Raw genomic sequence first — 12,891 nt, forward strand, 5'->3', positions numbered from 1 at the left:
GAGCCGCTGTCATGACCACCCCCGCGGCGTACCAGGTCTCCCACCTGGACGCCTTGGAAGCGGAGAGCATCTTCGTGATGCGCGAGGTGGTCGCCGAGATGGAACGCCCGGTGATGCTCTTCTCCGGTGGCAAGGACTCGATCGTCATGCTGCGGCTCGCGCAGAAGGCGTTCGCCCCGGCCAACGTCCCCTTCCCGGTGATGCACGTCGACACCGGGCACAACTTCCCCGAGGTCCTGGAGTACCGCGACCAACGGGTCGCCGAGCTGGGGTTGCAACTGGTGGTGGCGAGCGTGCCGGAGGCCCTGGCCAGCGGCATGGTCCGGGAGTCCGGTGACGGCATGCGCAACCGGATCCAGACACCGGTGCTGCTGGACGCGGTGGAGAAGCACCGCTTCGACGCGCTGTTCGGAGGCGCCCGCCGGGACGAGGAGAAGGCCCGGGCGAAAGAGCGGGTGTTCAGCTTCCGCGACGAGTTCGGTCAGTGGGACCCGAAGAACCAGCGGCCGGAGCTGTGGTCGCTCTACAACGGCCGGCACCACCCGGGCGAGTCGATCCGAGTCTTCCCGCTGTCCAACTGGACCGAGCTGGACGTGTGGCACTACATCGCCCGGGAACGCATCCCGCTGCCGTCGATCTACTACGCGCACGAGCGTGAGGTGATCGAGCGGGACGGCATGTTCTACGCCGTCAACGAGTTCTTCCGCCCCCGCGCGGGTGAGGAGCGGTTCAAGGCGCAGGTGCGCTACCGCACCGTCGGCGACGCCTCCTGCACCGCCGCGGTCCGTTCCGACGCGGACACCGTGGAGAAGGTCATCGAGGAGGTGGCGGCCACCCGGATCACCGAGCGCGGCGCCACCCGTGGTGACGATCGGGTCAGCGAGGCCGCCATGGAGGACCGCAAGCGGGAGGGCTACTTCTGATGAGCACCGAGATCGTGGCCGCCGCGAGCGCGGAGGCGCGGGCTGTTACCGGGGCCGGGCCGGAGGCCCGGCCGATGGACCTGCTGCGGTTCGCCACCGCCGGCAGCGTGGACGACGGGAAGTCGACCCTGATCGGGCGGCTGCTCTACGACACCAAGTCGCTCTTCACCGACCAGTTGGCCGCCGTGGAGGCGGTCAGCGCGGCCCGCGGTGACGAATACACCAACCTGGCGTTGCTCACCGACGGTCTGCGGGCCGAGCGGGAGCAGGGCATCACCATCGACGTGGCGTACCGGTACTTCGCCACCCCCCGACGCAAGTTCATCATCGCCGACACCCCGGGCCACACCCAGTACACCCGCAACATGGTCACCGGCGCATCGACAGCGGACCTGGCGCTGATCCTGGTGGACGCGCGCAAGGGCCTCGTCGAGCAGTCCCGTCGGCACGCGTTCCTCTGCTCCCTGCTGCGGGTGCCGCACCTGGTCCTCTGTGTCAACAAGATGGACCTGGTCGACTGGTCGCAGGAGGTCTACGAGCGGATCGCCGACGAGTTCACAGCGTTCGCGGCGAAGCTCGACGTACCGGACCTGACAGTGGTGCCGGTCTCCGCGTTGCGCGGCGACAACATCGTCACCCGGTCGGACAACATGCAGTGGTACGAGGGCCCGTCGCTGCTGCACCACCTGGAGCGGGTGCACATCGCCAGCGACCGCAACCTGGTCGACGTCCGGTTCCCGGTGCAGTACGTGATCCGTCCGCAGTCCACCACTGTCACCGACTACCGCGGCTACGCCGGCCAGGTCGCCTCCGGCGTGCTGAAGCCGGGCGACGAGGTGATGGTGCTGCCCTCCGGCTTCACCAGCCGGATCGCCGCCGTGGAGACCGCCGACGGGCCGGTCCCGGAGGCGTTCCCGCCGATGTCGGTGACGGTACGACTGGCCGACGAGATCGACATCTCGCGGGGTGACCTGATCTGCCGGCCGAACAACGCGCCGGCGGTGGCCCAGGACATCGAGGCGATGGTCTGCTGGATGGACGAGACGGCCCCGCTGCGGGTCGGCGGCCGGTACGCGATCAAGCACACCACCCGGTCGGCCCGGGCGATCGTGCGCGGGCTGCACTACCGGCTGGACATCAACTCCCTGCACCGGGACGAGTCCGCCGACGAACTGCGGCTCAACGAGATCGGCCGGGTGCGACTGCGCACGACGGTGCCGCTGCTGGCCGACGAGTACCGCCGTAACCGCACCACCGGCGGCTTCGTCATCATCGACGAGGCGACCAACCGCACGGTAGGCGCCGCCATGATCGTCGAAGCCACCTAACCCCTGCCCCGCGATCTTGCACTTTCTGCCCCGGCATAAGGGGCACACCAACCCATGTCGACAACGGAAACTGCAAGATCGGCGCGGCAGGGGCCTCTCCCGCCGAACAGCCCTAACCCACCCCGCACCGGCTCGGGTGGGGTTAGGGCAGCAGGCGGGTGGCGCCGGGGGAGGGGAGGACCGTCACGGTGCCGGGGGCGGTGAAACCTCGTTGCGCGTACGCGTCGGTCACGGCGGCCGCTACCGCGTCGGCACTTCCGGCCTCGATCAGCGCGAGCACACAGCCGCCGAAGCCGCCGCCGGTCATCCGCGCGCCCAGGGCACCGGCCGCCAACGCTGCCTCGACCGCGGTGTCGATCTCCGGCACGGTGATCTCGAAGTCGTCGCGCATCGAGACGTGGGAGGCGGTCAGCAGCGGGCCGATGTCGCGGACCCGGGCGGCGCGCAGCAGTGCCACAGTGTCCAGGACACGCTGGTCCTCGGTCACCACGTGCCGGACCCGTCGCCGGGTCTCCTCGTCGTCGAGCCGCGCCAGTGCGACGTCGAGCTGGTCGACGCCCACGTCGCGCAGGGCGGCAACGCCGAGCGCGCTGGCCCCGGCCTCGCAGGAGCGACGGCGGGCCGCGTACTCCCCGTCGGCGTGGCGGTGCGGCGCCCGGCTGTCGATGACCAGCACAGCCAGCCCGTCGGCGTCCAGGTCGAACGGGATGTGCTCGACCGACTCGTCGCGGCAGTCCAGGAAGAGGGCGTGCCCAGCGCGGCAACGGATCGCGGCCGACTGGTCCATGATGCCGGTCGGCGCGCCCACGTAGACGTTCTCCGCCCGTTGCGCCAGCCGCGGCTGCAGTTCCGGGGCGAGCTTCAGCCCGCCGAGGTCGAGCAGGGCAGCCAGCACTGCCGACTCCAGCGCGGCCGAGGAGGAGAGCCCGGCGCCCAGCGGCACGTCGGAGGCGATCGCCAGCCGGGCGCCCGGCACCGGGTGACCGGCCTCGCGCAACGCCCAGACCACACCCGCGACGTACGCGCCCCAGCCGGTGACTCGACCCGCCTCGGCGACGTCGTCCGCGCCGAAGGTGATCGCCTCGCCGGACAGCTCGGACCAGACCGTCCAGTGCTCCCCGTCCTGCCGGTCGGCCGCTACGACGGTGCGCATCGGCAGGGCGAACGGCAGCACGAAGCCTTCGTTGTAGTCGGTGTGCTCACCGATCAGGTTGACCCGGCCCGGGGCTGCCCACCGGCCGGCAGCCTCGGCACCGAACTGCGCGGAGAAGCCGGCCGCGGCCCGCTCGGCGACGTCACTGCTCGGGTGGGTCATGACTGGCCCAGGATGTGCGTGCGGTAGAACGCCCAGGCATCCCCGACCATGTCGTGCAGGGTCGGCTTCTGCGGCACCCAGCCCAACTCGTCGCGGGCCAGTGCGGACGACGCCACCAACTCGGCCGGGTCGCCCTCCCGGCGCGGCGCGACCTCGACGGGCAGCTGGTGCCCGGTGACCTCGCGGACCACGTCGACGACCTGCCGGTTGGTGAAGCCGTTGCCGTTGCCCAGGTTGTAGATCCGGTGCTGGCCGCCGGTGGCCGCGTCAAGCGCCAGCAGATGCGCGCGGGCCAGGTCGGCGACGTGGATGTAGTCGCGGACGCAGGTGCCGTCCACAGTGGGGTAGTCGTCCCCGAAGAGTTGGAGCTTCTCCCGCCGGCCGGCGGCGACGTCCAGCGCGATCGGGATCAGGTGCGTCTCCGGGTCGTGCCGCTCGCCGAGCGTGATGTCGCCGTCGAGGTGGGCGCCGGCCACGTTGAAATAGCGCAGCGACACGGCGGCCAGCCCGTGCGCGATCGCCTCGGAGGTGAGTGCCATGTCGACGGCGAGTTTGGTGGCGCCGTACGTGTTGGTGGGTGCCTTTACCGCGTTCTCGGTGATGGGCAGCTCGGTGGGGTTGCCGTAGACGGCGGCGGTGGAGGAGAAGACCATCCGGGGCACCCCGGCGGCCCGGACCGCGTCGATCAGGGCGAGCGTGCCGATGGTGTTGTTCTGCCAGTACAGCTCCGGCTTGACCATCGACTCGCCGGCGGCGATCAGGGCGGCGAAGTGCAGCACCCCGTCGAACCCGGCGTCCGCGGTGATGACCTGGGCGGCGTCGTGGATTGACGCCTCCACGTGGGTGGCGTCCGGGGCGAGGGCTTCGCGGTGGCCGGTGCGCAGGTCGTCCAGGATGACCACCTGGTGACCGGCGTCGAGCAGCATCCGGGTCACCACGCTCCCGATGAAGCCGGCGCCCCCGGTGACGAGCAGTTTCACGTCGTTGCCTCCTGCCTGGCCCGCCCGGGACGTGGCCCTTCGGTGATCACACTAGGGCGGTGGCCGGCGCTCTCGCCGTCGCCACCGTCAAGCCCATTCCATCATAATCTCTCATGATTAAACAGAGCCGAACATCTCTCCGCCGCTCCGCGTGATCCCCGGCGTGGTGGGCCCACGGTGTCTACCATCTCTGTCATGCGGGAAGCGGCCCGTACCGGGCTCCGGCGACACGCGCGGGCACATCCCCGCCGCGACCCTGGCCCGCTCGCCCGGGCCGTCGCCCGGGTGCTGGTGCGCGCCGCGGATGGCGCCACCCGACTCGTCACCGATCTGCTCGGGACCGGTCCGACGGCCGGCCGGGAGCACATCTCCGAGGCCGATCTGCGGGACCTGGTCGCGGCGAACACGGTGCTCGACCCGGACGAGCGGCGGATCATCGACGAGGTCCTGGTGGCCGGTGCCAGTCTGATCCGCGAGGTGATGATGCCGCGTACCGAGGTGGTCTTCCTCCCGGCGCGGCTGACAATCGTCGAAGCCGCCCGACTGGTCCGCGCCGAAACGCACACCCGTTATCCGGTCACCGACGGCACGCACGACGACGTGGTCGGCTTCGTGCACCTCCGTGACGTACTGCTGCGCCCGGACACCGACCCGTGCGTCACCGTCGGCGAGTTGGCCCGCGAGGTGAAGCGGCTCCCGGGCAGCAAACGGGTGCTCGCCGCGCTGACCGAGATGCGCCGGGAGGGCCAGCACCTCGCGGTGGTGGTCGACGAGTACGGCGGCACGGCCGGGATCATCACCCTGGAGGACCTCATCGAGGAGTTGATCGGCGAGATCCACGACGAGTACGACGCCACCCCGGACCCGGTGCACGCCGGCCTGCCCGCCGTGGTGGACGGCCGCCTCAACCTCGCTGACTTCGCGGAGCGGACCGGGGTGGCACTACCCGCCGGACCGTACGAGACGGTGGGCGGGTTCGTCATGGCCGCGCTGGGCCGGCTCCCGGTCACCGGCGACGAGGTGCCGGTGCCGGATGAGCCCGCCGAGGTCGGCGCACCCGATCCGGCCGAGCTGCCGGCCGGCTGGCTGCTGCGGGTGCTCACGTTGGACGGCCGCCGAGTGGCCCGACTCGCCGTCTCCGCCGCCCGCACCACCGAGCAGAGCACCGAGCGGCGCCGCGAGTCCGGGTCGGTCCCGGCGGGCGGCCCCGAGCCGGCCCGGGAGGTGGTGGCGGGGCAGCACCGCCGGGTCGCGGTCGGGCCGACTCGCCGGGTCGGCGCGGGCGAACCACGCGAGGTCAGCACCCCGGCACCGGCGGGCCGGAGCCGACCCGCCGGCCCGTCATGACGGACCGGGTTGCTTGCTGACAGAATTATCGCCATGTCCGACGTTCCCGCCCGGCCCCGCGTCTTCTCCGGCATCCAGCCGACAGCCGACTCGTTCCACCTCGGCAACTATCTCGGCGCGGTGCGGCACTGGGTGGCGCTACAGGACACCCACGACGCGTTCTACTGCGTGGTGGACCTGCACGCCATCACCGCGGGGCACGATCCGGCGCTGCTGCGCCAGCGGACCCGGGTGGCCGCCGCCCAGCTCTTCGCGGTCGGGCTCGACCCGGAACGCAGCACCCTGTTCGTCCAGTCGCAGGTGCCCGAGCACCCGCAGCTGGCCTGGGTGCTCGGCTGCATCACGGGCTTCGGCGAGGCCAGCCGGATGACCCAGTTCAAGGACAAGTCGCAGAAGCAGGGTAACGAGCGGGCCAGCGTCGGGCTGTTCACCTATCCGGTCCTCCAGGCCGCCGACATCCTGCTCTACCAGGCCAACGCGGTCCCGGTCGGCGAGGACCAGCGCCAGCACCTGGAGCTCTCCCGGGATCTGGCGCAGCGATTCAACTCGCTGTTCGGCGCGACGTTCACGGTGCCCGCTCCGCACATCGTCAAGGACACTGCGAAGATCACCGACCTGCAGGACCCGACCGCGAAGATGTCGAAGTCGTCGTCCTCGCCGGCCGGCATCATCGACCTGCTCGACGATCCGGCCCGGTCCGCGAAGAAGATCCGTTCGGCGGTGACCGACACCGGTCGGGAGATCGTCTTCGACGCCGAGACCAAGCCGGGTGTGTCCAACCTGTTGACCATCTACTCGGCGCTCAGCGGCCGCGGCATCGACGAGCTGGTGGCCGCGTACGCGGGCCGTGGCTACGGCGATCTGAAGAAGGAGCTGGCCGAGGTGGTGACGGACTTCGTCCGGCCGATCCAGGAGCGCACCCGCGCCTACCTCGACGATCCGGCGCAGCTGGACAAGCTGCTCGCGGCCGGCGCGGAGAAGGCCCGTGCGGTGGCCGCGACGACCCTGCGGTCCGCGTACGAGCGGGTCGGGTTCTTCCCGCCCGTGCGCGGCGAGTAGCTCCGCGGTACAGGTGGACGGCTCGGTGGTCGGAGGGGCGGCGCGAAGCGTGAATCGCAGTGGCGGGGTGCCGCCGGCCGGCGACACCATCCAGATCGGCATCGCGGTGGACATCCCCGAGCCGTGGGGTGCCCTGCTCACCCGGCGGCGGGTCGAGGCCGGTGATCCGCTGGCGGTGCCCGCGCACGTGACGTTGCTCGGGCCCACCGAGATCCGGACGGCCAACCTGCCGGCGGTCGAGCGGCACCTGGCCGCCGTAGCCGCCGCGCACCTGCCGTTCACGCTGCACCTGCGGGGCACCGGCACGTTCCGTCCGGTCACCCAGGTGGTGTTCGTCGCGGTGGCCGCCGGGATCAGTGAGTGCGAGCTGCTGGCCGCGGCCATCGCCGCGGCGCCGGGCCTGCACCGCGAACTCCGGTTCCCGTACCATCCGCACGTCACAGTGGCTCAGGACGTCGCACCGGAGGCCCTGGACAAGGTGTACGAGGATCTGGCCGACTTCTCCGCGATGTTCGAGGTCGACGGGTTCACCCTCTTCTCGCACAGCGGGCAGGCCAGGTGGCAGCCGCGTCGGGACTTCTGCCTCGGCAACTGAAGAGCCGGCAACCGAACCGTCAGCACCTGAAGCATCTGCGACGCGCCGGCCGGCGAGCATCGGGAGCCGGTTGCCACTACAGCGGTGGGAGATCGGCGAGGATGATCGCGTGAACGTGATCGGCCAGATCGAGGCGGGCATCGACCGCTGGGTGAGAGCCGCGCGCCACCGGTCGGGGCTCTTCGATCATGTGTGGCGGGCCGGGGTGCTGTACGGCGAGGTGCTGGCCGGCCGATTGGCCGCCGCCATCGCCTACTACGGCTTCTTCGCCGTGTTCGCCCTCGCCCTTGTCGCGTTCTCCATCTTCGGGGCGATCCTGGAGGACAACGACGAGGTCAGCGCGGCGGCGGCCGACTTCCTCAAGGAGAATCTGCCGTTCCTGGACGCCGAGCAGATCGCCAACTCCAGCGGCACTGTCGGTGTGGTCGGCCTGGTCATCCTGGTCTTCACCGGGATCGGTTGGGTCGAGGCCATCCGGTCCTCGCAGCGGTTGATGTACCAGCTCAACCAGCAGCCGGGCAATCTGGTGGTGCGGCGGCTCGTCGACCTGGGCGTGATGATCGGCATCTTCGTGCTGCTCGGCGTCTCGGTCGCGGCGGTGGACGCGTTGGAGTCGCTGCTGCGTTTCCTGCTGCGCAGCACCGGGTCGGTGGGTCTGACCACCATCAGCGCGGTGCTCAGCGTGCTGGTCAACACAGTGCTCGCCACCGCGTTGCTGCTGGCAGTGCCCCGGCTGCGGATGAGCCGGTCCCGGCTGCGCCCGGTGGTGGTACTGGTGGCTGTCGGCATCACGCTGCTGAACACCGTCGGGCGATACTACGTGGTGCGGACCGAGCGGAACCCGGCGTACACCGTGGTGGCCGGCGCCGTCGGTCTGCTGCTGTACCTCTACCTGCTCAACCAGTTGGTGCTGTTCGGCGCGGCGCTCCTGGCGACCAGCACCAACGGCCGAGTGGTGGACCTGGCGGAAACCCCCGCCCCACCGAAGGATGTCGACGAGGGCATCGACCCCGGTGCGCCGGGCGGTGCGGGCTGATGACGGAAGGCGCGCAGGTGCTGATCTCGGTCGACCCGGATTCGTCGGTGCCCCCGTACGAGCAGGTGCGCGTGCAGCTTGCCGAGCTGATCGGCGACGGCCGGTTGCCGGTGGGCAGCCGACTGCCCACCGTCCGGCAGCTCGCCGCCGACCTGCGGTTGGCCGCGAACACGGTGGCCCGCGCCTATCGGGAGTTGGAGGCGGCCGGGCTGTTGAAGACCCGGGGGCGCAACGGCACCTTCGTCGCCCCCGGGCGGAACGACGCCGTCGACCGGTTGCAGCGGGCGGCGGCCGGCTACGCGGCGGAGGCCGCCCGGCTCGGCGTGCCGCCGGCCACCGCGCTCGCCCTGGTCCGCGCCGCCCTGGACGCGGTCCGCCCCGGCTGACCGGCCGCCGATCGACCGTCGGACGGGCGATAACTGAGCAGAACGGCGTCGTCGCTCGCGTTCGCGGACCATGATGAGCCGGTGGGCGCACTCATGACACTGGACCTGCCGGCGGACTCACCGCTCCTCGGCCTGCCATGGATCATCACTTTCGGTCCGCTCGGCGATCTCGACGAGTGGGAGCCGGTGGTCTGCGGGCCGTACGAGCGACCGCACGCGTTGGCCCTGGCCGAGGCGGTGGTGGCCGAGGAGCAGCTGATGGCCGTGGTGGAGCCGTTGCTGCCGGCGCTGTCCGCCGACGAGATCCGCAGTGAGATCGCCGCCGCGCAGGTCGCCGCCGAGGACGAGGCCCGTCAGGTGGAGGGGGCCGACCTGTACGGGGACTTCGAGGACGTGATCGACGAGGAGTTGGACGCGGCAGCCGACGAGGCCGGCCACGGTGAGCCCGCCGAAGCGCCGGACGAGGCCGAGGTACGCGCCGGCTTCACCCGGATCGCGGCGTTGCTCACCGCGAAGTGAGACGTCAGCGGGTCGGCGCGCGGTCCAGCACGCAGAACTCGTTGCCCTCGGGATCGGCGAGCACCGTGAACTGTTCGGCTCCGGTCTGCCCGACGTCGACCTGCCGCGCGCCGAGGCCCACCAGCCGCCGTACCTCGGACTGGGGGTCCGTGTCCGCGACCAGGTCGAGGTGCAGCCGGTTCTTGCCCCGCTTGGCGGTGCCCGAGCCCTGCAACCACACGGTGGGCGCGGCGGCGGACGGCTGCCCCGGCGGCCAGAGCTTGGCGCTGCCGTCGTCGCCCTTCTCGACCTCGTAGCCGAGCGCCGCGGACCAGAACGAGACCATCAGGTCCAGGTCCTCGACGTCGAGCGTGCACTGGGCGATCCGTACCACCATGGGGTCACCTCCGTAGTAATCGTGCCCGATGCGGTACCCGTGACATCTGCGGGTCTAACCACCGGCGGCACACGGACACCGGCGCCACGCGGAGCGGACTCCGCGCGGCGCCGGTGGCACCTCACCCCCCACCACAAGGGGCCGGTAGCCCAGTCGCCCGCCGGCGCGGGGCACGACGAACGACCAGGTCGAGAACGAGTTACCCGTTCAGCGCCGTTCCAACCAGACTGCCGCGTCAATTGGCAGCAGCTGGCCGGAGCCCTGTTCGGTGAGCTCGTCGCTGGCGACGAGCGGCTGACCGTACCCGTCGATCAGGACCGGCGCGCCGCTGAAGTTGACCACGCAGGTCAGCACTGAGGCGCCGGCTGAGCGGGAGAAGGCCAGCACGCCCGGCTCGCTCTCCCGCCAGGTCACCCCGTCGGCGTCGAGGGCGAGCGCGGGATGAACGTGGCGGATCCGCAGCGCGGTCCGGTACAGCTCCAGGGTCGAGCCGGACACGCCGGTCTGCGCCGTGACGGACAGCGCCTGCCAGAGCGCCGGAGCGGGTAGCCAGCTCAGCTCACTGCCGGCCGGTCCGAAGCCGTACGGGGCCAGCTCGCCGCTCCACGGGATGGGCACCCGGCAGCCGTCGCGGCTCTCGCCGGTGCGCAGGAACGCCGGATCCTGGCGCAGCTCGTCGGGGAGGTCGAGGACCTCCGGCAGGCCCAGTTCCTCGCCCTGGTAGAGGTAGGCGCAGCCGGGCAGGGCGAGCATCAGCAGGCTGGCGGCCCGGGCTCGGCGCAGCCCTTCGACGCCGTCGCCGTACCGGGTGACGTGCCGCTGCTTGTCGTGGTTGGACAGCACCCAGGTGGTCGGCGCCCCGACCACTGTCGCCTCGGCCAACGCGGTGTCGATCACCTTGCGGAACGAGTCGGCCGACCAGGTGGCGTCGAGGAAGTCGAAGCTGAACGCCTGGTGCAACTCGTCCGGACCGATGTAGCGGGCCAGGCGCTGTGGTGTCTCGGCCCACGCTTCGGCGACCGCCATCCGGCCGCCCGGGTAGCTGTCCAGGATGGGCCGCCAGGCCCGGTAGATCTCGTGCACCTCGTCCTGGTCGAAGTACGGCAGCCGGCCCTTGCCGAGCAGTTCGACCTGGCGCTGGCCGGTGGTCGCCGTGCTGAAGCCGACGTCCGGCAGCCCTTCCGCCTTGATCATGCCGTGCGCCACGTCGACGCGGAATCCGTCGACGCCCCGGTCCAGCCAGAACCGCAGCACGTCCTCGAACTCGGTGCGGACCTCCGGGTGACGCCAGTTCAGGTCCGGCTGCGACGGGTCGAACAGGTGCAAATACCACTGACCGTCAGCGATCCGGGTCCAGGCGGGGCCGCCGAAGATGCTCTCCCAGTCGTTCGGGGGCAACTCGCCGTGGGTGCCCTTGCCGTCGGCGAAGAGGTAACGGGCCCGCTCCGGTGAGCCGGGGCCGGCGGCGAGCGCGGCGGTGAACCAGCGGTGCGCGCTGGAGGTGTGGTTGGGCACCAGGTCGACGATGATCCGCAGGCCGTGGGCGTGCGCGTCGGTGATCATCGCGTCGAAGTCGGCGAGGGTGCCGAACATCGGGTCGACGTCCCGGTAGTCGGCCACGTCGTACCCGCCGTCGACCATCGGCGACGTGTAGAAGGGTGTGAGCCACAGCGCGTCCACCCCGAGTTCGCGCAGGTACGGCAGGCGCTGCCGGATGCCCTGGAGGTCGCCGGTGCCGTCGCCGTCGCTGTCGGCGAAGCTGCGGACGTACACCTGGTAGACGACCGCGGAGCGCCACCAGTCGTCGTCGGTGGCGTGCGGCGGGGTGGCGGTGCTGATCATTCGAGCAATATGCCGGCCCGCCGCTGCAAGAGTCAAGCAGATCTTGCGTAAGAGAGGCGTGCGGAGGTCGGCGCGACAGCTGTGGAGCCGCGCACCACCAGCTCCGGGCGGAACAGGTACTCCGAGTGCGGGGCGCCGTGCCCGTTGATCTCGTCCACCAGGGCGCGGACGGCGGCCACCGCCATCGCGGTGACCGGCTGCCGCATGGTGGTCAGCGGCGGATCGGTGAAGGCCATCAGTGGGGAGTCGTCATAGCCGACCACGGAGAGGCCGTCGGGGACGTCGAGGCCGCGTTGGCGGGCGGCCCGGACCGCGCCGAGCGCCATCAGGTCGGAGCCGCAGACCACGCCGGTGACGCCGCGGTCCAACAGGCGGCCGGCCGCCGCCTCGCCACCCTCCACCCCGAACAGTGACAGCTCGGCCAGCGGGCCCAGGTCGGCTTCGGCGACGCCGGCCAGCCGGGTCATCGCGGAGCGCCAGCCAGCCACCTTGCGCTGCACCGGGACGAACCGGTCCGGGCCGGTGATCAGGCCGATCCGGCGGTGCCCGAGCGCGACCAGGTGGGCGACGGCCAGTTCGGCCGCCTCCCGGTCGTCGCAGGAGACGAAGGGCGCGCCGATGCCGGGCACGTACCCGTTGATCATCACGACCGGCAACGGCCGGGCGAGCAGCGCCCGGTAGCGGTCGTGGTTGGCGGCCGTGTCGGCGTGCAGGCCGGAGACGAAGACGATCCCGGAAACCTGCCGGTCCAGCAGCATCTCCACGTACTCGTCCTCGGTCACGCCGCCGGCGGTCTGAGTGCAGAGCACCGGGGTGAAACCGCTCTGCGCCAGTGTGGACTCGATGACCTGGGCGAAGGCGGGGAAGATCGGGTTGTCCAGCTCCGGCACCACCAGGCCGACCAGACCTGCGCTGCGCTTACGCAGCCGGGCCGGGCGCTCGTACCCGAGCACGTCGAGGGCGGTGAGGACGGCCTGCCGGGTCTCCGGGGCCACGCCGGGGCGGTCGTTGAGCACCCGCGACACCGTGGCCTCGCTGACTTCGGCCTGCTGGGCGATGTCGGACAGTCGAGCGCGCATGGCGGCACTTTAGCCCACCGGCAAGTTCTTGCGGAGTGCTCTGCAAGCCCTTCCATAACTTGCAACGTCTTGCTAACGTCCCCGCAACATGCGAGAGCAGCGGCGC

At 71.1% G+C, this 12,891-nt stretch carries 13 protein-coding genes; 8 read left to right on the forward strand and 5 right to left on the reverse strand.

Features of this window, described 5'->3' with window-relative positions; all coding sequences use genetic code 11:
• The first annotated feature begins 11 nt into the window (after window positions 1-11).
• The gene (gene cysD / locus PSH03_RS27485) at window positions 12-923 is read left to right on the forward strand and encodes a sulfate adenylyltransferase subunit CysD (RefSeq protein ID WP_091394617.1); all 912 of its coding nucleotides are present in this window, start codon (window positions 12-14) and stop codon (window positions 921-923) included.
• 74 nt (window positions 924-997) lie between these two features.
• On the forward strand, window positions 998-2,251 hold the full coding sequence (locus PSH03_RS27490) for a sulfate adenylyltransferase subunit 1 (RefSeq protein ID WP_210784794.1): 1,254 nt from the start codon (window positions 998-1,000) through the stop codon (window positions 2,249-2,251).
• Between the two features lie 142 nt (window positions 2,252-2,393).
• Here the strand turns inward: PSH03_RS27490 and galK are convergent, their stop codons facing one another.
• Both galK and galE read right to left on the reverse strand, forming a co-directional pair.
• A complete protein-coding gene (galK, locus tag PSH03_RS27495; RefSeq protein WP_210784773.1) occupies window positions 2,394-3,566 on the reverse strand; it encodes a galactokinase in 1,173 nt (390 codons plus the stop codon).
• The gene (gene galE / locus PSH03_RS27500; RefSeq protein ID WP_210784772.1) at window positions 3,563-4,546 is read right to left on the reverse strand and encodes a UDP-glucose 4-epimerase GalE; all 984 of its coding nucleotides are present in this window, start codon (window positions 4,544-4,546) and stop codon (window positions 3,563-3,565) included. The genes galK and galE overlap by 4 nt, the downstream gene beginning before the upstream one ends.
• Window positions 4,547-4,834: 288 nt before the next feature.
• Between galE and PSH03_RS27505 the strand changes: the two genes are divergently transcribed.
• From PSH03_RS27505 to PSH03_RS27530, 6 genes are all read left to right on the forward strand, one after another.
• Window positions 4,835-5,893 (forward strand): hemolysin family protein, encoded by a 1,059-nt coding sequence (locus tag PSH03_RS27505; RefSeq protein WP_372494889.1) that lies wholly within the window; start codon window positions 4,835-4,837, stop codon window positions 5,891-5,893.
• A gap of 33 nt (window positions 5,894-5,926) precedes the next feature.
• A complete protein-coding gene (trpS, locus tag PSH03_RS27510; protein ID WP_210784770.1) occupies window positions 5,927-6,952 on the forward strand; it encodes a tryptophan--tRNA ligase in 1,026 nt (341 codons plus the stop codon).
• A gap of 13 nt (window positions 6,953-6,965) precedes the next feature.
• Window positions 6,966-7,547 (forward strand): 2'-5' RNA ligase family protein, encoded by a 582-nt coding sequence (locus tag PSH03_RS27515; protein WP_372494888.1) that lies wholly within the window; start codon window positions 6,966-6,968, stop codon window positions 7,545-7,547.
• 109 nt (window positions 7,548-7,656) lie between these two features.
• Window positions 7,657-8,583: a YihY/virulence factor BrkB family protein gene (locus tag PSH03_RS27520; protein WP_238690823.1), complete on the forward strand. Its 927-nt coding sequence runs from the start codon at window positions 7,657-7,659 to the stop codon at window positions 8,581-8,583.
• Window positions 8,583-8,969 (forward strand): GntR family transcriptional regulator, encoded by a 387-nt coding sequence (locus PSH03_RS27525; protein WP_210784767.1) that lies wholly within the window; start codon window positions 8,583-8,585, stop codon window positions 8,967-8,969. Before PSH03_RS27520 ends, PSH03_RS27525 begins: the two co-directional genes overlap by 1 nt.
• A gap of 81 nt (window positions 8,970-9,050) precedes the next feature.
• Entirely contained in the window at window positions 9,051-9,488 is a 438-nt protein-coding gene (locus PSH03_RS27530) for a hypothetical protein (protein WP_210784766.1), read from the forward strand.
• A gap of 4 nt (window positions 9,489-9,492) precedes the next feature.
• On the opposite strand, the gene PSH03_RS27535 is transcribed toward PSH03_RS27530, so the two are convergent.
• The 3 genes from PSH03_RS27535 to PSH03_RS27545 all read right to left on the reverse strand — a co-directional run bounded on the left by PSH03_RS27535 (window position 9,493) and on the right by PSH03_RS27545 (window position 12,785).
• A complete protein-coding gene (locus PSH03_RS27535; RefSeq protein ID WP_210784765.1) occupies window positions 9,493-9,864 on the reverse strand; it encodes a VOC family protein in 372 nt (123 codons plus the stop codon).
• A 207-nt stretch (window positions 9,865-10,071) separates the two neighbouring features.
• A complete protein-coding gene (locus PSH03_RS27540; RefSeq protein ID WP_238690824.1) occupies window positions 10,072-11,706 on the reverse strand; it encodes a glycoside hydrolase family 13 protein in 1,635 nt (544 codons plus the stop codon).
• 32 nt (window positions 11,707-11,738) lie between these two features.
• Window positions 11,739-12,785, reverse strand: a complete 1,047-nt coding sequence (locus PSH03_RS27545; protein WP_238690826.1) for a LacI family DNA-binding transcriptional regulator — start codon at window positions 12,783-12,785, stop codon at window positions 11,739-11,741.
• Window positions 12,786-12,891 lie beyond the last annotated feature (106 nt).

The organism is Micromonospora salmantinae, from assembly GCF_022230905.1.
Lineage (GTDB): Bacteria > Actinomycetota > Actinomycetes > Mycobacteriales > Micromonosporaceae > Micromonospora > Micromonospora salmantinae.

Coding starts and splice junctions, on each gene's coding strand:
- cysD (WP_091394617.1), top strand. CDS start 12: ATGACCACCCCCGCGGCGTACCAGGTCTCCCACCTGGACGCCTTGGAA.
- PSH03_RS27490 (WP_210784794.1), top strand. CDS start 998: ATGGACCTGCTGCGGTTCGCCACCGCCGGCAGCGTGGACGACGGGAAG.
- galK (WP_210784773.1), bottom strand. CDS start 3,566: ATGACCCACCCGAGCAGTGACGTCGCCGAGCGGGCCGCGGCCGGCTTC.
- trpS (WP_210784770.1), top strand. CDS start 5,927: ATGTCCGACGTTCCCGCCCGGCCCCGCGTCTTCTCCGGCATCCAGCCG.
- PSH03_RS27525 (WP_210784767.1), top strand. CDS start 8,583: ATGACGGAAGGCGCGCAGGTGCTGATCTCGGTCGACCCGGATTCGTCG.
- PSH03_RS27535 (WP_210784765.1), bottom strand. CDS start 9,864: ATGGTGGTACGGATCGCCCAGTGCACGCTCGACGTCGAGGACCTGGAC.
- PSH03_RS27540 (WP_238690824.1), bottom strand. CDS start 11,706: ATGATCAGCACCGCCACCCCGCCGCACGCCACCGACGACGACTGGTGG.
- PSH03_RS27545 (WP_238690826.1), bottom strand. CDS start 12,785: ATGCGCGCTCGACTGTCCGACATCGCCCAGCAGGCCGAAGTCAGCGAG.